The 18,739-nt window shown below is 71.1% G+C and carries 18 protein-coding genes and 2 tRNA genes; 12 read left to right on the forward strand and 8 right to left on the reverse strand.

What is annotated here, in order from left to right:
* Positions 1-2: 2 nt before the first annotated feature.
* Both DEJ50_RS21700 and DEJ50_RS21705 read left to right on the forward strand, forming a co-directional pair.
* A complete protein-coding gene (locus tag DEJ50_RS21700) occupies positions 3-680 on the forward strand; it encodes an AIM24 family protein (RefSeq protein ID WP_150209616.1) in 678 nt (225 codons plus the stop codon).
* Between the two features lie 18 nt (positions 681-698).
* Positions 699-1,430 carry an AIM24 family protein gene (locus tag DEJ50_RS21705; protein WP_150209617.1) on the forward strand — a complete coding sequence of 244 codons (732 nt, stop codon included), beginning with the start codon at positions 699-701 and terminating at the stop codon, positions 1,428-1,430.
* A gap of 286 nt (positions 1,431-1,716) precedes the next feature.
* Here the strand turns inward: DEJ50_RS21705 and DEJ50_RS21710 are convergent, their stop codons facing one another.
* Both DEJ50_RS21710 and DEJ50_RS21715 read right to left on the reverse strand, forming a co-directional pair.
* Complete coding sequence (locus DEJ50_RS21710; RefSeq protein ID WP_150209618.1) at positions 1,717-2,241, reverse strand: NUDIX hydrolase; 525 nt, start codon at positions 2,239-2,241, stop codon at positions 1,717-1,719.
* The gene (locus DEJ50_RS21715; RefSeq protein ID WP_150209619.1) at positions 2,238-3,674 is read right to left on the reverse strand and encodes a zinc-dependent metalloprotease; all 1,437 of its coding nucleotides are present in this window, start codon (positions 3,672-3,674) and stop codon (positions 2,238-2,240) included. The genes DEJ50_RS21710 and DEJ50_RS21715 overlap by 4 nt, the downstream gene beginning before the upstream one ends.
* 303 nt (positions 3,675-3,977) lie before the next feature.
* On the opposite strand from DEJ50_RS21715, the gene DEJ50_RS21720 reads away from it, so the two are divergent.
* The 4 genes from DEJ50_RS21720 (at position 3,978) to DEJ50_RS21735 (ending at position 7,198) form a co-directional block, all read left to right on the forward strand.
* Positions 3,978-5,030 carry an SDR family oxidoreductase gene (locus DEJ50_RS21720; protein WP_150209620.1) on the forward strand — a complete coding sequence of 351 codons (1,053 nt, stop codon included), beginning with the start codon at positions 3,978-3,980 and terminating at the stop codon, positions 5,028-5,030.
* A gap of 219 nt (positions 5,031-5,249) precedes the next feature.
* A complete protein-coding gene (locus DEJ50_RS21725) occupies positions 5,250-5,711 on the forward strand; it encodes a molybdenum cofactor biosynthesis protein MoaE (protein ID WP_150209621.1) in 462 nt (153 codons plus the stop codon).
* 116 nt (positions 5,712-5,827) lie between these two features.
* Positions 5,828-6,046: a hypothetical protein gene (locus DEJ50_RS21730; protein ID WP_150209622.1), complete on the forward strand. Its 219-nt coding sequence runs from the start codon at positions 5,828-5,830 to the stop codon at positions 6,044-6,046.
* A 63-nt stretch (positions 6,047-6,109) separates the two neighbouring features.
* A complete protein-coding gene (locus tag DEJ50_RS21735; protein WP_150209623.1) occupies positions 6,110-7,198 on the forward strand; it encodes a PDZ domain-containing protein in 1,089 nt (362 codons plus the stop codon).
* 71 nt (positions 7,199-7,269) lie between these two features.
* Here the strand turns inward: DEJ50_RS21735 and DEJ50_RS21740 are convergent, their stop codons facing one another.
* Positions 7,270-7,836, reverse strand: coding sequence for a PPA1309 family protein (locus DEJ50_RS21740; protein ID WP_411757629.1), 567 nt, complete (start codon positions 7,834-7,836; stop codon positions 7,270-7,272).
* Positions 7,837-7,940: 104 nt separating this feature from the next.
* Between DEJ50_RS21740 and DEJ50_RS21745 the strand changes: the two genes are divergently transcribed.
* The 4 genes from DEJ50_RS21745 to DEJ50_RS21760 all read left to right on the forward strand — a co-directional run bounded on the left by DEJ50_RS21745 (position 7,941) and on the right by DEJ50_RS21760 (position 13,171).
* Complete coding sequence (locus DEJ50_RS21745; RefSeq protein WP_150209625.1) at positions 7,941-10,841, forward strand: UPF0182 family protein; 2,901 nt, start codon at positions 7,941-7,943, stop codon at positions 10,839-10,841.
* Positions 10,842-10,896: 55 nt separating this feature from the next.
* Positions 10,897-10,970, forward strand: a tRNA-Met gene (locus DEJ50_RS21750).
* Between the two features lie 192 nt (positions 10,971-11,162).
* On the forward strand, positions 11,163-13,022 hold the full coding sequence (locus tag DEJ50_RS21755) for a tetratricopeptide repeat protein (RefSeq protein WP_411757630.1): 1,860 nt from the start codon (positions 11,163-11,165) through the stop codon (positions 13,020-13,022).
* A gap of 72 nt (positions 13,023-13,094) precedes the next feature.
* Positions 13,095-13,171: transfer RNA gene (locus DEJ50_RS21760), tRNA-Met, on the forward strand.
* A 101-nt stretch (positions 13,172-13,272) separates the two neighbouring features.
* Here the strand turns inward: DEJ50_RS21760 and DEJ50_RS21765 are convergent.
* Positions 13,273-13,689: a Fur family transcriptional regulator gene (locus DEJ50_RS21765; RefSeq protein ID WP_150209627.1), complete on the reverse strand. Its 417-nt coding sequence runs from the start codon at positions 13,687-13,689 to the stop codon at positions 13,273-13,275.
* A gap of 160 nt (positions 13,690-13,849) precedes the next feature.
* Here DEJ50_RS21765 and DEJ50_RS21770 point away from each other — a divergent pair, with 160 nt between their 5' ends.
* The gene (locus tag DEJ50_RS21770) at positions 13,850-15,301 is read left to right on the forward strand and encodes a catalase (protein WP_150209628.1); all 1,452 of its coding nucleotides are present in this window, start codon (positions 13,850-13,852) and stop codon (positions 15,299-15,301) included.
* A 58-nt stretch (positions 15,302-15,359) separates the two neighbouring features.
* Here the strand turns inward: DEJ50_RS21770 and DEJ50_RS21775 are convergent, their stop codons facing one another.
* Together DEJ50_RS21775 and hisN are read right to left on the reverse strand one after the other, a co-directional pair.
* A complete protein-coding gene (locus tag DEJ50_RS21775; RefSeq protein ID WP_150212278.1) occupies positions 15,360-15,752 on the reverse strand; it encodes a cyclic nucleotide-binding/CBS domain-containing protein in 393 nt (130 codons plus the stop codon).
* Positions 15,753-15,900: 148 nt separating this feature from the next.
* Positions 15,901-16,704, reverse strand: a complete 804-nt coding sequence (hisN, locus tag DEJ50_RS21780; RefSeq protein WP_150209629.1) for a histidinol-phosphatase — start codon at positions 16,702-16,704, stop codon at positions 15,901-15,903.
* Between the two features lie 101 nt (positions 16,705-16,805).
* Between hisN and DEJ50_RS21785 the strand changes: the two genes are divergently transcribed.
* Positions 16,806-17,402, forward strand: coding sequence for a TetR/AcrR family transcriptional regulator (locus DEJ50_RS21785; RefSeq protein WP_150209630.1), 597 nt, complete (start codon positions 16,806-16,808; stop codon positions 17,400-17,402).
* Here DEJ50_RS21785 and DEJ50_RS21790 read toward each other — a convergent pair.
* Positions 17,294-17,617: a DMT family transporter gene (locus tag DEJ50_RS21790; protein ID WP_150209631.1), complete on the reverse strand. Its 324-nt coding sequence runs from the start codon at positions 17,615-17,617 to the stop codon at positions 17,294-17,296. The two genes, DEJ50_RS21785 and DEJ50_RS21790, sit on opposite strands and share 109 nt — an antisense overlap.
* 108 nt (positions 17,618-17,725) lie before the next feature.
* On the reverse strand, positions 17,726-18,736 hold the full coding sequence (gene rsgA / locus DEJ50_RS21795; RefSeq protein WP_150209632.1) for a ribosome small subunit-dependent GTPase A: 1,011 nt from the start codon (positions 18,734-18,736) through the stop codon (positions 17,726-17,728).
* Positions 18,737-18,739: the final 3 nt, after the last annotated feature.

An 18,739-nucleotide genomic window follows, 5' to 3' on the forward strand; every position in this document is an offset into this window, starting at 1 on the left:
CCATGGACACCCAGACACTCGGAGCCCACCGCGTCGCCGCCACCGGCGTCCGGATGGCCGTCCACAACGCCAAGACCCTCAAGGTCGCGATGGCCACCGGGCAGGACCTGATCGCCAAGGCCGGCTCGATGATCGCCTACGACGGTTACGTCCAGTTCGACGCAGCACCCGCAAGCCTGCGCCGCTCCGCCGAGGAAATGGTCACCGGCGAGGGCGGCAAACTGATGCTCTGCCGGGGCGACGGCGACCTGTTCCTCGCCGACTACGGCGCCGACGTCCTCGTCGTACACCTGGCCGACGAGGCGCTCTCGGTCAACGGCGCCACCCTGCTGGCCTGCGACGCCACCCTCCAGCTGGCCATCGAGCCGGTCAAGGGCCTGGCCAAGCTCTCCGGCTCCGGCCTCACCAACCTCGTCATCCGGGGCACCGGCTGGGTCGCCCTGGTCAGCCGCGGCGTCCCCACCGTCCTCGACTGCGCCGAGCGGGAGACCTACGTCGACCCCGACGCCCTGATCGGCTGGACCACCGGCCTCGACCTGAAGGCCAAGCGCACGGTCAAGGCGAGCGCCCTGATCGGCCGCGGCAGCGGCGAAGCCCTGCAGATCGGCTTCAAGGGCCAGGGCTTCGTGATCGTCCAGCCCAGCGAGGACACCGGCGACCGTTTCAAGATCCGGGGCTGAGAGGAGCACCGAGCCACCATGCACAGCACCCTTTTCGCGCACGTCCCGGTCCCGTCCACCGGGCGCTACACCCTCCAGAACTCCCAGCTGCTCAAGGCCGAGGTCGCCCAGGGCAGCGGTTCCGTCCTGGCCCGCCAGGGCGCCATGGTCGCCTTCGAAGGGCAGATCGACTTCCAGAGCCAGTACCGGAACAACAGCTGGCGCAATGTCCGCCAGATGACCGGCGAAGGCCTGGAACTCATGAAGTGCAAGGGCACCGGCCATGTCTACCTGGCCAACTTCGCCCAGCACATCCATGTCATGGAGGTCGGCCGCGGCATCACCGTCGACAGCAAGTCCGTCCTCGCCTTCGACTCCACCCTGGGCGTCGGCATCGTCGCCATCGACAGTGCCGTCGAGATCGCCGGGGCCGGCGCCTACAACCTCGAGCTGAGCGGCAGCGGCCAGGTCGCCCTGCTCACCTCCGGGGAGCCGCTGGTCCTGGAGGTCGGACCCGGCAAGAACGTGTGCGCGGACGCCGACGCCGTCATCGCCTGGTCCACCTCGCTGCGCACCCAGCTCCAGGCCCCGACCTCCACCTCCGGGGTCTGGCGCCGCCGCGGGGCAACCGGCGAGGGCTGGGAGATGCAGTTCCAGGGCGAGGGCCACGTCCTGGTCCAGCCCAGCGAACTGCTGCCGCCCACCCACCTGCGCGGCGGCCTGCTCGGCTTCGGCATGCGCGGCAACTCGCTCGGCGGCAGCCGCGCCTAGTGCTGTGACCGGGAAGGTTTGCCGGTGGGCCCGCGGCGTCCGGTGCGGTGCATCGCAAGGCGGAGGGCAACGGCTCGTACTGGACGTACTTGCGTGGCCCGACAACGCTGGGGGCACCTCCCAGCGGTAGCTGGGGGACGAGGTGCCGTGCCGGACGCCGCGGGCCGGTGAACCTTTCCGGTCACAGCACTAGGGACACCCCTGGCGTCCCTGGAGCGGCGTGAAACGGATGCGGGCGGTCGGGGCAGGAACCCTGCCCCGGCCGCCCACACGGGCCGCGCCTGCGTCAGAGCCGTGCGCGGGTGGCCTCCAGCAGCCGGACCACCGACTCGTCGGCCACCCCGGCCACCTCCTCGTACCCGAACCAGCGCAGGTCCAGGGACTCATCGCTGATCGCCGCCACCGCCTCGGCCGGAGCCAGCGCCGCGTACTGCACGTCCAGGTGCCAGTTGCACGGCGACGGGATCGGATGCCGGTCCAGCCGCACCGGGCCGCCCGGCAGCAGGGCCAGTCCGGACACGATCCCCGACTCCTCCCGGGCCTCACGCAGCGCCGCTTCCGCCAGCGTCGCGTCACCGGGCTCGCAGTGCCCGCCCATCTGGAGCCACATGCCCAGCTTCTTGTGCAGGGTCAGCAGCACCCGCCCGCGGGACGGGTCGATCACCAGCGCGCTGGCCGTGACGTGCCCGGCAGAGCATGCCTTGTAGACCCCGTCCGGGTGGGCCGCCAGGTGCTCCAGGTAGACGTCCCGGAGCTCGGGCTGGTCCTCGTACGCCTTCAGTACCAGGACCGCGTCCTCGTGCAGGGTCACTTCTTCTCGTCGCCCTTGCCCTCGTCGCCCTTGTCTTCGGCGCCGCCCTGGTCGTCACGTTTCTGCGCCGCCTCGCCGAGCATCTTGTCGATCTCCGAGAAGTCCAGCTGCTCGCGGTGGACGAACCCGTCCGGGTCGTCCAGGTCCGAGGCGGTCGGCAGCATGTCCGGGTGCTCCCACAGCCCGTCGCGGCCGTCCACCCCGCGCGCGTCGGTAAGCGAGGCCCACAGCCGCGAGGCGTCCCGCAGCCGGCGCGGACGCAGCTCCAGCCCGATCAGCGTGGCGAAGGTCTGCTCCGCCGGACCACCCGTGGCACGCCGCCGGCGCAGGGTCTCGCGGAGCGCGTCCGCCGAGGTCAGCCGCGGCTTGGCGGCCTCGTGGACCACCGCGTCCACCCAGCCCTCGACCAGCGCCAGCGCCGTCTCCAGCCGGGCCAGCGCCGCCTTCTGCTCCGGGGTGTCCTGCGGCTGGAACATGCCGCCCTGCAGGGCTTCCTGCAGCTGCTCCGGGTTGGAGGGGTCGAGCTGTCCGACCACGTCCTCCAGCTTCGAGGTGTCCACCTTGATACCGCGGGCATACCCCTCGACCGCGCCGAACAGGTGCGAGCGCAGCCACGGCACATGGGCGAACAGGCGGGCGTGCGCGGCCTCGCGCAGCGCCAGGTACAGCCGGACCTCGTCCGACGGAACGCCCAGGTCCTTGCCGAAGGACTCGATGTTCAGCGGCAGCAGCGCGGCCTTGCCGACCGGGCCCAGCGGCAGCCCCACATCGGTCGAGCCGACGACCTCACCCGCGAGCACCCCCACGGCCTGGCCGATCTGCTGCCCGAACATGGCCCCGCCCATGGAGCGCATCATCCCGAGCAGCGGGCCCGCCATGGCCTGCATCTCCTCGGGCAGCACCTGGCCCATGGCCGCGCCGACCCGCTCGGCGACCGGGTCGACGAGCTCCTTCCACACCGGCAGGGTCGCCTCGACCCACTCGGCGCGGCTCCACGCCACCGCCGTGCCGGCGCCGGACGGCAGCGAGGTCACGCTGTCCAGCCACAGGTCGGCCAGCCGCACCGCTTCCTCGACGGCCGCCTTCTCGGCCACGCCGACGCTGCTGTCCTTGACCCCGTCCGCCGTGCCCTGGGCCACGGTCTGGCGGGCCACGTCCTTGGCCATGTCCCAGTTCACCGGGCCGCCCTCGTAGCTCAGCATCTGCCCGAGCTGCTGGAACGCGGCGCCGAGATCGTTGGGATTCATGGCGCCGAACATCGCGGCGAACGGGTTGTCCGCACCGCCGGGCAGGCCGGCCCCGCCGAACCCGAACGGATTCGCCGGACCGCCCTGGCCACCGGCCTGGCCGCCCTGATTGCCCTTCTTCTTGCCCTCGTCGCCGTTCTCCGGCTCCTCCGGCGGAAGGCCGAATCCGAATGGGGTGTCACTCACGGGTTTCCTCGGCTCGTAGGGCCGCCGGCTCGGGCCGGCGGGCAATGGTCCGACAACACCACCCAGCGTAGACACCCCACCCGCTTCCGGGCTCGGTGCTCCGCCGGCTCCTGGGCTGCGGCAGGATGGACGTCACCTGGTAGGTACGCGTCAGGACGCGTTCCTACTGAAGACAACCGCTGGAGACGCCCGGTGAGTTCCCCAGATCCGCAGGTTCGAGCGCCGCACGACGGCGAAAGCCGGCCCGAACGGGCCGACGCCGGCGAAGTCGCCGACGGCGTTCGCCGGCCGCGAAACCCGGCCGTGCGAGGCCCCGTCGTGGCCGTGACCGGTGCCGCCGGCGGGGTCGGGGCGGCGCTGGTGGCCCGGCTCGCGGCATCCGATGAGATCAAGCAGGTCGTGGCCATCGACGAGCGCCGCGGTGACTGCGCGACCGCGCAGTGGCACGTCCTGGACGTCCGGGACCCGGCGATCGCCGACAAGCTGCGGGGCGCGGACGTGGTGGTCCACCTGGCGCTGGACCTGGATCTGGAGACGGATTCCGCCGCCCGTACCGCGTACAACGTACGGGGCACCCAGACCGTGCTGACCGCCGCCGCGGCGGCCGGAGTGCGGCGCGTGGTGCTGTGCACCTCGGCGATGGTCTACGGCGCCCTGCCCGACAACGACATTCCGCTCTCGGAGGACTCCGAGCTGCGCGCCACCGCCGAGGCGACCGGCGTCGGCGACCTGCTGGAGATCGAGCGGCTGGGCCGCCGGGCGCCGCGTGCGCACCCCGGACTGAACGTGACCGTGGTGCGGCCGGCCGTCCTGGTCGGCGGCACCGACACCGCACTGACCCGCTACTTCGAGTCCCCGCGCCTGCTGGTGGTCGCGGGCTCCCGCCCGACCTGGCAGTTCTGCCATGTCGAGGACCTGGTGTCGGCGCTGGAGTACGCGGCACTGGAGAAGGTCGACGGGGAACTGGCGGTCGGCTGCGAGGGGTGGCTGGAGCAGGAGGAGGTCGAGGAGCTGAGCGGGATCCGGCGGATGGAGCTGCCGTCCGCCGTGGCGCTGGGCGCCGCCGCCCGGCTGCACCGGATCGGCCTCACCCCGTCCCCGGCCGGCGACCTCGCCTACACCATGCATCCGTGGGTGGTCAGCGTGAGCCGGCTGCACGCGGCGGGCTGGCGGCCCCGCTGGACCAACGAGGAGGTGCTGGCCGAGCTCCTCCAGGAGGCCGCGGGCCGGCACACCGTCGCCGGCCGCCGGCTGGGCCGCAAGGACGCGACGGCCGCGGGCGCGGCGGGGGCGACCGTGGCCCTGCTGGGCGCGGCGGCGGTGGTCCGCCGGGCCCGCCGCCGGCGCGGCCTCTGACCTCCGGTCCGGTACGCCGGCCCGGTTCGGCGGACCCGCCCGCCCCGGGCCGGCTCCGCCCGCCCCGGAGCCCCGCCAGGGCCCGGCCACCCGCCCCGCCCCGCACCCCGAGCGCCGACCGGGCCGGGCGGCGGCCTGTAGGAGGCTCCCAAGGCAGCGGGGCCGGGACGGGCGATCCGGGTATTCCGCCGCTTCGGAGGCGTGGTGCACGATGAACACATGGCACCGCACTTCGACCACCCCGGCGAGCAGGCCGCATCCGACCCGATCCGGCTGCTCGAGATCCGTGACACCCCGCTCTCGCTCGACGAGGTCTTCCGGGCCGTCGGCGACGACTCCACGGGCGGTACGACCCTGTTTGTCGGAACGGTGCGCAACCACGACGGCGGGGCGGACGTCGATGCGCTCGGCTACTCCTGCCATCCGACGGCCGAGGCCGAGATGCGCCGCGTGGCAGAGCGGGTCGTCGCCAAGTACCCGGTGCGCGCCCTGGCCGCCGTACACCGCATCGGCGACCTGGCCGTCGGCGATCTCGCGGTCGTGGTCGCCGTCTCCTGCCCGCACCGCGGCGAGGCCTTCGAGGCCTGCCGGATGCTGATCGACGACCTCAAGCACGAGGTCCCGATCTGGAAGCACCAGACCTTCTCCGACGGCACCGAGGAATGGGTCGGCGCCTGCTGAAAAGCCGCCGAAATCGCCCGTTCGGCCGCACAACACGCCCTCGATTTGCGTAACCCCGCCCCGGGCACGAGCGTTGTGGACACCAACAGCTCGTACTCGGGGTAGGGAGGCACGGAATGGCGTCGCTGGCGTGGCTGCTGATTCCGCTTTTCGCCGCAATAGGTGCTGCCATATGGGGCGGCTGGGCGGCTCGTGACCGCACCTCCGGTGACATATCCGAGCTCGCGGGCTACGCGAGATTCCGCGAGGTGATGGACAAGGCCGATCGTTCCGGCCAGTCCGCCGCGCCGTCCGGATCGCCCTCCGCGGCGCACTCCGGCTCCGACCACCTCTGATCACCTGACCGTACGGACCGGCCCCGGGGGCCGCCGCACAGGTGCTTCCCGTACTGTCGTTCCATGCCACGCCGCACCGCGACGATGCTCGCCTCCACGCTCATGCTGTTCGCGCTGCTCTGCGCAGGGGTGTTCATCAAGGTCCCGTACTCGGAGATGAGCCCGGGCCCGACGTTCAACACGCTGGGCGAGGCCGACGGGGAGGCCGTCCTGCAGATCAACGGCCGCAAGACCTACGCCACCACCGGGCACCTCAACATGACGACCGTGCGGGTCACCAGCGCGGAATACGAGATGAACCTGCTGGAAGCGGTCTACGGCTGGCTGGCCACCGACAACATCGTCGTCCCGCACGAGAACCTCTACCCGCACGGCAAGACGGACGAGCAATCCACGCAGGAGAACGCCGAGGAATTCAGCCAGTCGCAGGAGAGCGCCAAGGTGGCGGCCCTCAGGCAGCTCGGCATCCCGGTCACCGCGCGCGTCGCGGTCTTCACGGTGGTCAAGGGCAGCCCCGCCGAGGGCAAGCTGCACGCCGGATACGTGATCAAGGCCGTGGACGGCACCCCGGTGAAGGCCCCCGAGGACGTGGCCAAGCTCGTCACCCGGCACAAGGCCGGCGAGAACGTGGAGTTCACGATCGTCCCGGCCAAGGAGGCCGCTGCCGCCGAGAAGGCTGGCAAGGAGCCCGAGGGCAGCGAGAAGGTGGTCATCACCACCGCCCCCGCCGACGGCGACGGGCACGCCATCGTCGGCATCCGGGCGGAGACCGACCACACCTTCCCGTTCGGCATCGACATCAAGCTCACCGACGTCGGCGGGCCGAGCGCGGGCCTGATGTTCGCCCTCGGCATCGTCGACAAGCTCACCCCGCAGGACCTCACCGGCGGAAAGTTCGTCGCGGGCACCGGCACCATCGACGACACCGGCAAGGTCGGCCCCATCGGCGGCATCCAGATGAAGACCATCGGCGCCCGGAAGGCCGGCGCCCGGTACTTCCTGACCCCGGCCGACAACTGCGCCTCCGCCGTCAAGAACGTCCCCGACGGCCTCACCCTGGTCAAGGTGGACACCATCGACGACGCCACCAAGTCCCTGGAGAAGATCAGCAAGGGGGACACGGCCGCGCTGCCGCAGTGCACCGCGAAGTGACCGCCCGACCCGGCCCCCCGACCCGGCCGCGCGCCGCGGCCGGGCCCCCGGGGCCCCGCCCCCGCCGTCGGCTAGGCGAAGGTCGCGGCCAGCGCATCGGCCAGGCCGGGCACCAGGCCCGCCCCGGTCAGCACCTCGCTCGCCGCGTCCTTGTCCCGCAGCCGTACGGCCGACTCGCGCGAGCCGTCCCGCAGCACCGCCACGGTGAGCCGGACCTCCTGCCGCTCCGGATGCGCGGCCACCCACTTGGCCAGCTGCTTCTCGTTCATACCGGTCGGTACGGCGGCCTCCGCGGACGGCGGCAGCATCAGCCGCTCCACGGTCAGCGCGCAGCCGACGACCGAGTCGGGCCAGGCGATCGTGCCGAGGAACTTGTCCAGCGGGGTTCCGGCCGGCAGCTCGTCCTGCTCGATGGGGGTGTACTGGGCCTTGCCCGCATCGTCCTGGTCCAGGCCCAGCTGGGAGGCCAGCCGCGGCTCCTGCTTGCGCAGCCGGGCGGTGTCGACGAGGGCGAAGAGACGGGCGGGCCGGTTCCAGCCGAGGCCGGCGGCGTACTCGTCGATTTCGAGGCAGGCACGGGTCAGGGGGCTGGCCGCCATGGGGGTGCCGGAGGAGGAAACGTTGGACATGGACAACATCCTGCCTCCTTTCCACCCGATAACGGGAACTGACTAAAGCCTCAGTAAGTTCAATGAGTGGGCTCTACGATCGGGGGCCCCGACCAGACAACAGCGACTTCGAGGTGCGCACCTTGGCTTTCCAGATGCCGGACCGCGGCGGAGGCCCTTCCGGGCCACGGATCAGAGTCGGCCGCCCGTCCCGGCGAGCCCGCACTCTCCTCATGACCCTGGGCGTACTGGCCGTCCTGGCCATGCTTTTCATCATGTTCGCGGGCTTCTGGACCGACTGGCTCTGGTACCGCTCGGTCAACTACTCGACCGTGTTCACGACCACCCTGTGGACCAAGATCGGCCTGTTCGCCGTCTTCGGCCTGCTGATGGCCGGCGCGGTCGGGTTCAACATCTGGCTGGCCCACCGGCTGAGGCCGCCGCTGGCCGCGATGTCGATGGAGCAGCAGAGCCTCGACCGCTACCGGATGAGCATCGCCCCGTACAAGAAGTGGCTGCTCCTCGGAATCTCGCTGCTGGTCGGCCTGATCGCCGGAGCCTCGGCGGCGGGCCAGTGGAAGACCTGGCTGATGTGGGTCAACGGGGTGCCCTTCGGGCAGAAGGACCCCCAGTTCCACCTGGACGTGTCGTTCTACGCCTTCAACCTGCCCTGGTACCGCTTCCTGCTGGGCTTCGGCTTCGCGGCCATCGTGCTCTCGCTGATCGCCGCCGCCGTCGTCCACTACCTGTACGGCGGGCTGCGCGTGACCAGCCCGGGCGCCCGGGCCACCGCCGCGGCCACCGGCCACCTGTCGGTGCTGCTCGGCCTCTTCGTCAGCCTCAAGGCCATCGCCTACTGGCTGGACCGGTACGGCCTCGCCGTGAAGTCCAGCGACTTCAAGGCCTCGGACAACTGGACCGGCCTGCGGTACGTCGACGCCAACGCCTACCTGCCGGCCAAGACCATCCTCTTCTGCATCGCCGCGATCTGCGCCGCGCTGTTCTTCGCCACGCTGTGGCGCCGCACCTGGCAGCTGCCGGTGATCGGCTTCGGCCTGATGGTGCTCTCGGCGATCCTGATCGGCGGGCTGTACCCGGCCATCGTGCAGAAGTTCCAGGTCCAGCCGAACGAGCAGGCGAAGGAGTCGCCGTACGTCGAGAAGAACATCAAGGCGACGCGTGACGCCTACGGCATCGACAAGACCGAGGTCACGGACTACGCGGGCGCACCGGATCCGAAGGCGGACAAGAACAAGCTCCGCCAGGACGCCAACACCACGGCCAGCATCCGGCTGCTCGACCCGAACATCGTCTCCCCGGCCTTCCAGCAGCTCCAGCAGAACAAGGGCTACTACGGCTTCCCGTCCACGCTGGCGGTCGACCGGTACAAGGACCAGGACACCGTCATCGGTCTCCGCGAGCTCAACCTCGCGGGCATCCCGAAGAACAACTGGATCAACGACCACTTCCGCTACACGCACGGTTTCGGTGTCGTGGCGGCCAAGGGCACCGAGGTCACCGCCGACGGCACGCCCGTGTTCACCGAGTCCGGTCTGCCGTCCACCGGCGACCTCGGGACGTACGAGCAGCGGATCTACTACGGCGAGCAGACGAAGCAGTACTCCATCGTCGGCGGTCCGCAGAAGGAACTCGACTACGCCGACGACAAGGGCGAGAAGGAGACCACCTACAAGGGCGACAGCGGGGTGAGCCTGGGCAACCCGATCAACCGGGCCGCCTACGCCCTGGCCTTCAGCGAGCCGCAGATCCTGTACTCCGGAGCGATCGGCGAGGGTTCGAAGATCCTCTACCACCGCACGCCCAAGGAGCGGGTCGAGGCGGTCGCCCCCTGGCTGACGATCGACGGCGCCGCCTACCCGGCGGTGATCGACGGCCGGATCCAGTGGATCGTGGACGCCTACACCACCAGCAACGGCTACCCGTACGCCTCCCGTACGACGCTCGGGGACACCACGGCGGACTCGCTGACCAACTCCCAGCGCGCGGTCGTCGCGCAGGAGAACCAGGTCAACTACATCCGGAACTCCGTGAAGGCCACGGTCGACGCCTACGACGGCACCGTGAAGCTGTACCAGTGGGACGGCCAGGACCCGGTCCTCAAGACCTGGATGAAGGCCTTCCCCGGCACGGTCAAGGACAAGAAGGAGATCCCGCAGGCACTGATGGACCACCTGCGGTACCCCCAGGACCTGTTCAAGGTCCAGCGTGAGCTCCTGACCCGGTACCACGTCACCGACCCGCAGACCTTCCTCAGCGGCAGCGAGGTCTGGGCCGTGCCCGACGACCCGACCAACAAGGAGGGGAACGCGGTTCCGCCGTACTACCTCTCCCTGAAGATGCCGGGGCAGAAGGAGAAGGACCAGGTCTTCTCGCTCACCACGACGTTCACACCGAACGGGCGGGACAACCTGAGCGCCTTCATGGCGGTCAACGCCGATCCGGGCACCCCCGACTACGGCAAGATCAGCGTGCTGAAGCTGCCCACCGCGAACCCGGTGGACGGACCGAAGCTGGTGCAGGCCAAGTTCAACTCCAAGCCGGAGATCGCCCAGGAGATCAACATCCTGAGCCGCGGTGACTCTCAGGTGGAGTACGGCAACCTGCTCACCGTCCCGCTCGACAAGGGGATGCTCTACGTCGAGCCGGTGTACGTGCGCGGTGGCGGCCTCAAGTACCCGCTGCTGAAGAAGGTCCTCGTGACCTACGGGGAGCGGACCGCCTTCGAGAACACGCTGGAGAAAGCGCTGAACGTGGTCTTCGAGGCCGAGGCGCCGACCGCGCCACCCCCGCCGACCACCACCCCGCCCGGCGACGGCACCGCGCAGCCGCCGCCGCAGGACCCGACGGTCAAGCAGGCGCTCGCCGACGCCCAGAAGGCGATCGAGGAGGCCGACAAGGCCATGAAGGCCGGCGACTGGACGGCCTACGGAAAGGCTCAGGACGACCTCGAGGCGGCGCTGAAGCGGGCCATCGAGGCGGAGGCGAAGGGGCAGGCACCCAAGCCCTCCGGCTAGCCGGAAACAACGGGGACAGGAGAAGTTCCGCGTCGTGATACTGTGGTTTCACCGACGCGGGGTGGAGCAGCTCGGTAGCTCGCTGGGCTCATAACCCAGAGGTCGCAGGTTCAAATCCTGTCCCCGCTACTGAAAACGAAGGCCCGGATCCCATGGATCCGGGCCTTCGGCATGTCTACTCGCGTGTCCGTACGGGTGAGTTGTCGGTGGCGCGTGTTTGACTTGTCACTCTGTGGGCATGTCGACAAAACGCTGAAGTGACCTCACTGGCTGCGACATACCAGGTGTACGCGGGTAGCAGGTGATGCGACGATGGGATTTATGGGGGACAGGTCAACTCTGCTGGAGACAGGGCGGTTTGTGCGGACGGAGACCGAAGAGGGCACGGAAGGCACCGGGGTGGCGCAGCCGGCCAGGGCCGAGGACACGGAGACCGCACTGACCGATGCGGTGGCCGTGGCCGAGGTGTTCCCCGAGGCCGATGCGGAGCCGGCCGGCGACGCAGAGCTCGAGGCCAGGCACCGGGGGCCCGCCGACAAGGGCGACCCGGGTGCCATGAGCGTGCTCGGCGCGCTGCTGCTGCGCCGCGGAGACCTGGACGGCGCCGAGCCCTACCTGCGGGGGGCCACCGGTGAGGGTGACCGGGCCGCCGCCAACAACCTGGGGGTCCTGCTGCACCAGCGCGGGTACCCGGAGGAGGCCGCCGGCTGGTGGCGGGTCGCCGCCGTCGCCGGATCCGCCCCCGCCGCACACGCGCTGGGCCGGTACTACCGCGAGCGCGGTGACGAGCCCGCCGCCGAGTACTGGCTGCGGCAGGCCGCCGAGTCCGGGCACGCGCTCGGTGCGTACGGACTGGCCGACCTGCTGGAACACCGCGGGGACGAGGGTGCCGAGCGCTGGCTGCGGGCCGCCGCCGAGCAGGGCCACCGGGAGGCCGCCTACCGGCTGGCCCGGATCCTGCGCCGCCGCGAACCCGCCGAGGCCGAGGCCTGGTACCGGCAGGCGGCGGCGCGCGGCCACCGCCGGGCGGCCCTGCACCTGGGCACCCTGCTGGAGGCCCGCGGCGAGCTCAAGGAGGCCGGGCGCTGGTACCTGACCTCCGCCAAACAGGGCGAGGCCCGGGCCGCCTGCGCCCTGGGCTTCCTGCTGCGCGACGCCGGGGACGAGGACAGCGCCGCCGCCTGGTGGCACCGGGCCGCCCAGGACGGCGACGGCAACGCCGCCAATGCGCTCGGCGCCCTGCACGCGGCACGCGGCGAGACCCAGACGGCCGAGAAGTGGTACCGGGCCGCCATGGACGCCGGCGACCACAACGGGGCCTACAACCTCGCCCTGCTGTGTGCCGCGCAGGAGCGGACCGCCCAGGCGGAGCAGTTCTACCGGCGGGCCGCCTACGCCGGCCACCGGGAGGCCGCCAACGCGCTGGCCATCCTGCTGCTCCAGGGCGGGGACGCGGCCGGTGCCGAGCCGTGGTTCTCCAAGGCGGCCGAGGCGGGCAGCGTGGACGCCGCCTTCAACCTGGGCATCCTGTTCGCCAGCCGGGACGAGGACCGCACCGCGCTCAAGTGGTACGAGCGGGCGGCCTCGGCCGGCCACACCGATGCGGCGCTCCAGGTCGGCATCGCGCTGGTCCGCGACGGGGAGGAGCGGGCCGCCGAGCGCCACCTGCGCTGCGCGGCGGGCGGCGGCAGCGCGGAGGCGGCCTTCCGGCTGGCCTCCCTGCTGGAGTCGCTGGCCCCGCCGCCGGAGCCGCCCGCGCTGGGCGAGCCGGTGGCGGCGCCGCGCAGCGAGAGCGAGGAGTGGTACGAGCGGGCCGCCGAGCAGGGGCACCGGCGCGCCCAGGTACGGGTCGGCATGCTGGCGGCGGGCCGCGGTGATCTCGGCACGGCCGCCCGCTGGTACCGGGAGGCGGCCGAGGCGGGCTCCCGCAACGGTGCCTTCAACCTGGGGCTGCTGCTGGCCCGGGAGGGCGCCGAGCCGGAGGCCGCCCTGTGGTGGACCCGTGCGGCCGTGGCCGGCCACGGCCGGGCCGCGCTCCGGCTGGGCCTGCTGGCGGCCCGGCACGGGGACCTCGCGGAGGGCCAGAAGTGGTGCGCCCGGGCCATGGAGCTCGGACCCGCGGAGGTGTCCCAGCGGGCGGCGAAGCTCCGCGAGGCTCTGGCGGAAGAGCTCTCCGCGTAGCCGGGCGCGACGCTCTGCCTTCCCATCGATTTGCTCTGGCCGGGTGGCTTCACGTAACGTTGGGTTTACCGACGCGGGGTGGAGCAGCTCGGTAGCTCGCTGGGCTCATAACCCAGAGGTCGCAGGTTCAAATCCTGTCCCCGCTACCACGTGCTCAAGGCCCGGATCCCATGGATCCGGGCCTTGAGTCGTTTTCGGGTCCCCGGTGGAGCCGTGCGGGCCTTCCGGGCCGGGCGGGAGCCCGCCCGGACTAGGCTCCGGCGCAGTTCGGGCAGATGCCCCGGTAGGTGACCTCCACGCCCTCGACCGTGAAGCCGAAGCGCTCCGAGTCGGGCAGGTCGGCCAGCGGGTTGCCCGCGGGGTGGACATCGCGGATCGCGCCGCAGCGGGCGCAGACCAGGTGCTGGTGGGGCCGGTGCGCATTGGGGTCGTACCGCTTGGCGCGGCGGTCCGTGGAAACCTCCAGGACCTCGCCTAGGCTCACCAGTTCGCCCAGCGTGTTGTAGACGGTCGCGCGGGAGATCTCCGGCAGCTTCGCCACGGCGCGGGCGTGCACCTCGTCGGCCGTCAGGTGGACGTGGTCACCGTCCAGCACCTCGGCCACGACACGCCGCTGCGCGGTCATGCGCCAGCCGCGTCCGCGCAGTCGTTCCAGCAGGTCACTCATAGAGGCCAGCCTAACAGCGAGGAGATCCGGATTCGATACGCATAAAGATCACGAACCATTACGGACTTGGATGCTTACTTGACTTAGACAAAGTCCATCGTAGGATCGGGTATGGCAAACGCCATGGACAGGACTGGCAGGAAAGACGCAGGAGGCGCACGTGACGCAGGGACCGCTCACCACGGAGGCCGGGGCTCCGGTCGCCGACAACCAGAACAGCGAGACGGCGGGCGTCGGCGGTCCGGTCCTGGTGCAGGACCAGCTGCTGCTCGAGAAGCTCGCCCACTTCAACCGTGAGCGCATTCCGGAGCGCGTGGTGCACGCCCGCGGCGCCGGCGCGTACGGCACCTTCACGGTGACCGCGGACGTCACGCAGTACACCCGGGCCGCGTTCCTCTCCGAGGTCGGCAAGCAGACCGAGACCTTCCTGCGCTTCTCCACCGTCGCGGGCAACCTCGGTGCGGCCGACGCGGTGCGCGACCCCCGCGGCTGGGCGCTGAAGTTCTACACCGAAGAGGGCAACTACGACCTCGTCGGCAACAACACCCCGGTGTTCTTCATCAAGGACGCCATCAAGTTCCCGGACTTCATCCACACCCAGAAGCGCGACCCGTACACCGGCTCGCAGGAAGCCGACAACGTGTGGGACTTCTGGGGCCTGAGCCCCGAGTCCACCCATCAGGTGACCTGGCTGTTCGGCGACCGCGGCATCCCGGCGTCCTACCGTCACATGAACGGCTACGGCTCGCACACGTTCCAGTGGAACAACGAGGCCGGGGACGTCTTCTGGGTCAAGTACCACTTCAAGACCGACCAGGGCATCAAGAACCTCACCCAGGCCGAGGCCAACAAGCTCGCCGGCGAGGACCCCGACTCCCACCAGCGCGACCTGCGCGAGTCCATCGAGCGCGGCGAGTTCCCGACCTGGACCGTGCAGGTCCAGATCATGCCGGCGGCCGACGCGGCGCAGTACCGCTTCAACCCGTTCGACCTCACCAAGGTGTGGCCGCACGAGGACTACCCGCCGATCGAGATAGGCAAGCTGGAGCTCAACCGCAACCCGGAGAATGTCTTCGCCGAGGTCGAGCAGAGCATCTTCAGCCCGGCGCACTTCGTCCCCGGCATCGGTCCGTCCCCGGACAAGATGCTCCAGGGTCGCCTCTTCGCGTACGGCGACGCCCACCGCTACCGCGTCGGCATCAACGCCGACCACCTGCCGGTGAACCGCCCGCACGCCACCGAGGCGCGCACCAACTCCCGTGACGGCTTCCTGTACGACGGCCGCCACAAGGGCGCGAAGAACTACGAGCCGAACTCCTTCGGCGGTCCGCACCAGACCGACCGCCCGCTGTGGCAGTCCACCGCGGTCACCGGCGGTACCGGCAACCACGCGGCCCCGGTCCACTCCGAGGACAACGACTTCGTCCAGGCGGGCAACCTCTACCGCCTGATGTCCGAGGACGAGAAGGGCCGTCTGATCGAGAACCTGGCCGGCTTCATCGCCAAGGTCTCCCGTGACGACCTCGCCGAGCGTGCGATCGGCAACTTCCGCCAGGCGGACGGAGACTTCGGCAAGCGGCTGGAAGCCGCGGTCCAGGCCCTGCGCGGCTGACGCCCGCTCGCCGAGAGCCACAGGGCCGGACCCGATCGGGGTCCGGCCCTGCGGTCATCTAGGCGGCGACCGAGCGCCGCGCCGGCACCCAGCAGCGGATGATGTCGCGGACCGAGACGATTCCGACCGGCCCGCCGTGCTCCAGCACGATCAGGTGCCGGAAGCCGCCGTGGGCCATGGCCTCGGCTGCCTCCTGGAGCGTGGCCTCGGGGGTGCAGAACACCACGTTGTTCGTGGTGTGCGCACCGACGGTCTCCCGGTCGGGGTCCTGCCCCGCACCGATCGAGTTGAGGATGTCGCGCTCGGTCAGGATGCCGATGCCGCTGTGGTCGGGATCGAGGACGACGGCTGCGCCGATGCGCCGGCCGGACATGAGTCCGGCGGCCTGCCGGAGGGTGTGGGCGGGGCCGAGGGTGAGGATCACGGTGCTCATGGCGTCGCGGACGAGCAAGAGTGCCACCTCCTGGGGTGAGACCCCCCGCTTCGGCGGAGCGCTTAGAGAATCGATTCACAAGCGCACAAGCGGAGGATTCTCAGATTCCCATGCCCACCCGGGGCCAACAAGGGGGCACGCTCGGTGAAAACGCGCGCGGTCGCGCTCAGCCGCGCGGGCGGACGTACCCCAGCATCTCCTCGTGCAGCAGCCCGTTGGAGGCCGCGGCATTGCCGCCGTCCACCCCGTCCACCCCGTCCAGGCTGGTGAAGCGCCCGCCGGCTTCCTGGACCACCACCGCGATCGCGGCCATGTCCCACAGGTTCAGCTCAGGCTCCGCGCACAGGTCCAGCGAGCCCTCGGCCACCATCATGTACGGCCAGAAATCCCCGTAGCCGCGGGTCCGCCAGCACGCCCGGGTCAGGTCCAGGAAGCCGGGCAGCCGGCCCTGCTCCTCCCAGCCGCTCAGCGAGGAGTACGCGAACGAGGCGTCGGACATCGTCGACACCTTCGACACCCCGATCGGGGTCTCCCGGGCCAGACTGCCCCCGGCGAATGCGCCCGCACCCTCGGAGGCCCACCAGCGGCGGCCCAGGGCGGGCGCGGAGACCACGCCGACCACCGGCCGGAACCGGCCGTTCTCGTCGGCCTCCATCAGGGAGATCAGCGTCGCCCAGACCGGCACGCCGCGGACGTAGTTCTTGGTGCCGTCGATCGGGTCGACCACCCAGCGCCGCGGGCCGGTGCCGACGAGGCCGTACTCCTCGCCGAGGATCGCGTCCGCGGGCCGCGCCTCCTCGATCAGGCGCCGGATCACGGCCTCCGTGGCGGTGTCGGCCTCGCTCACCGGAGTCATGTCCGGCTTGGTCTCCACCTTGAGGTCCAGAGCCTGGAAACGGTCCATGGTGACCGCATCGGCGGCGTCGGCGAGAGCGTGGGCGAGGCGCAGGTCTTCGTCGTACTCGGGCATGGCCGAACAGTATCGGCAGGGTTCCGGCCGGACCACACGGGCTCTCTTGACAGTGCATGGCGGTCCGTCAACTCTGGCCTGAACAGCCAGCGGGAGGCGAGATGCCGGCAGCACGGGAGTCCTTGCTGGAGGCGGCCGGAGCGGCGCTGGCGGCGCGGCCCTGGCCGGCCGTCCGGATGGTCGAGGTGGCGGCTGCCGCCGGGGTGTCCCGGCAGACCCTCTACAACGAGTTCGGCGACAAGGCGGGCCTGGGGCGGGCCATGGTCCAGCGTGAGACCGAGTGGTATCTGGCGGGAGTCGAGCGGGCGCTGGCCGGTCCCGCGGGCCCCGCCGAGCGGCTGCTGGCCCTGGCCGACTGGACCGTCGGCGCGGCCCGCGGCCACCCCCTGCTGCGTGCACTCCTGACCGGCTGCTGGCCCCCGGGACTGCCGGCCCCGGTGCCGCGGACCCGGCCCGGGGAGCTGGTCCGCGCGGTGTGCGAGCGCGCCGCGGCGGCGCCGGCCCCGGGCGGAGCCGGCCCGCTCCACTGCGAACTGGTGGTCCGGCTGGCCCTCTCCTACCTCATCGTCCCGGGCGAGGAGCCGGGCGGTCAGTGGGCCGATCCGGAGAGCTGGAGGCCGATCACCCCGACGATCACCAGGGTGATCGAGACGATCTTCAGGGTGGAGACCAGGTCACCGAGGAAGACCATGCCGTAAATGGCCGTCCCGGCCGCGCCGATGCCCGTCCACACCGCATACGCCGGCCCGACGTCCAGCTTCTTCAGCGCCAGCGTCAGCAGCCCGAAGCTGCCGAGGGCGAAGCACGCGAAGGCGATCGTGGGCCACAGCCGGGTGAACCCGTGGGACAGCTTCAGGCAGACCGCGAATCCGGTCTCCAGGATTCCCGCGACCACGACAAGCAGCCACGCCATGTCGAATGCCTCCCCGCGTCATGTGACACGGTCAGGCCTCGGCCTCGCGCCACTTGGTGCGATTATGCATTTACCAGACATGGCGGTCGCCAAACGTGCGCCGGAGCCTCAGTCGCCTTCGCGCCGCTCCCGCGTCGCCAGCAGCCGCCGCAGCGAATACAGCCGGGCCGGATCGGCGTGGCCCGCCGCCACCCACTCGTCCAGCGCGCAGTCCTGCTCGTCGTGGCTGCATGCCCGCGGGCAGCCCTCCGTACCCTCCACCAGGTCCGGGAAGGCCAGGATCACCCGCGACGGATCCACATGGTGCAGGCCGAAGGACCGTACGCCCGGGGTGTCGATCACCCAGCCCGCCACCCCCGGCAGCGGCAGGGCCAGCGCCGAGGTGGTGGTGTGCCGGCCGCGCCCGGTGACCGCGTTGACGTGCCCGGTCGCCCGCCGCCGGTCCGCCGCGACCAGCGAGTTCACCAAGGTGGTCTTGCCCACGCCCGAGTGCCCCACGAAGGCGGTGATCCGGCCCGCCAGGCGCTCCCGCACCCGCTCGGCCGCGTCCCCGCCCTCCAGCTCCTCGCGGTTGGTCACCACGTAATCGACGCCCAGCGTGGCGTACGTCTCGAGCAGCTTGTCGGCCGGGGCCAGGTCGGACTTGGTCAGCACCAGCAGCGGTTCCAGCCCCGCGTCATACGCCGCGACCAGGCAGCGGTCGATCATCCGCGGGCGCGGTTCCGGATCGGCGAGCGCCGTCACGATCGCCAGCTGGTCGGCATTGGCCACGACCACCCGCTCGTACGGATCGTCGTCGTCGGCGGTGCGGCGCAGCACCGAGGACCGCTCCTCGATCCGGACGATCCGCGCCAGGGTGTCCTTCTTGCCCGAGAGGTCGCCGACCAGCGACACCCGGTCGCCGACCACCGCGGCCTTCCGGCCCAGCTCCCGTGCCTTCATCGCGATGACCTTGCGGTCCTCCACCAGACAGGTGAGCCGGCCCCGGTCCACGGTGAGGACGAACCCCTCGGCCGCGTCCTCGTGCTTCGGCCGGATGTTGGTCCGGGGCCGGTTGCCCTTGCGGTTGGGGCGGGCCCGGATGTCGTCCTCGTCGGTGTGCTTCCCGTACCGGCGCATCGC

Origin of the sequence: Streptomyces venezuelae, assembly GCF_008642295.1 — a bacterium.
Lineage (GTDB): Bacteria > Actinomycetota > Actinomycetes > Streptomycetales > Streptomycetaceae > Streptomyces > Streptomyces venezuelae_C.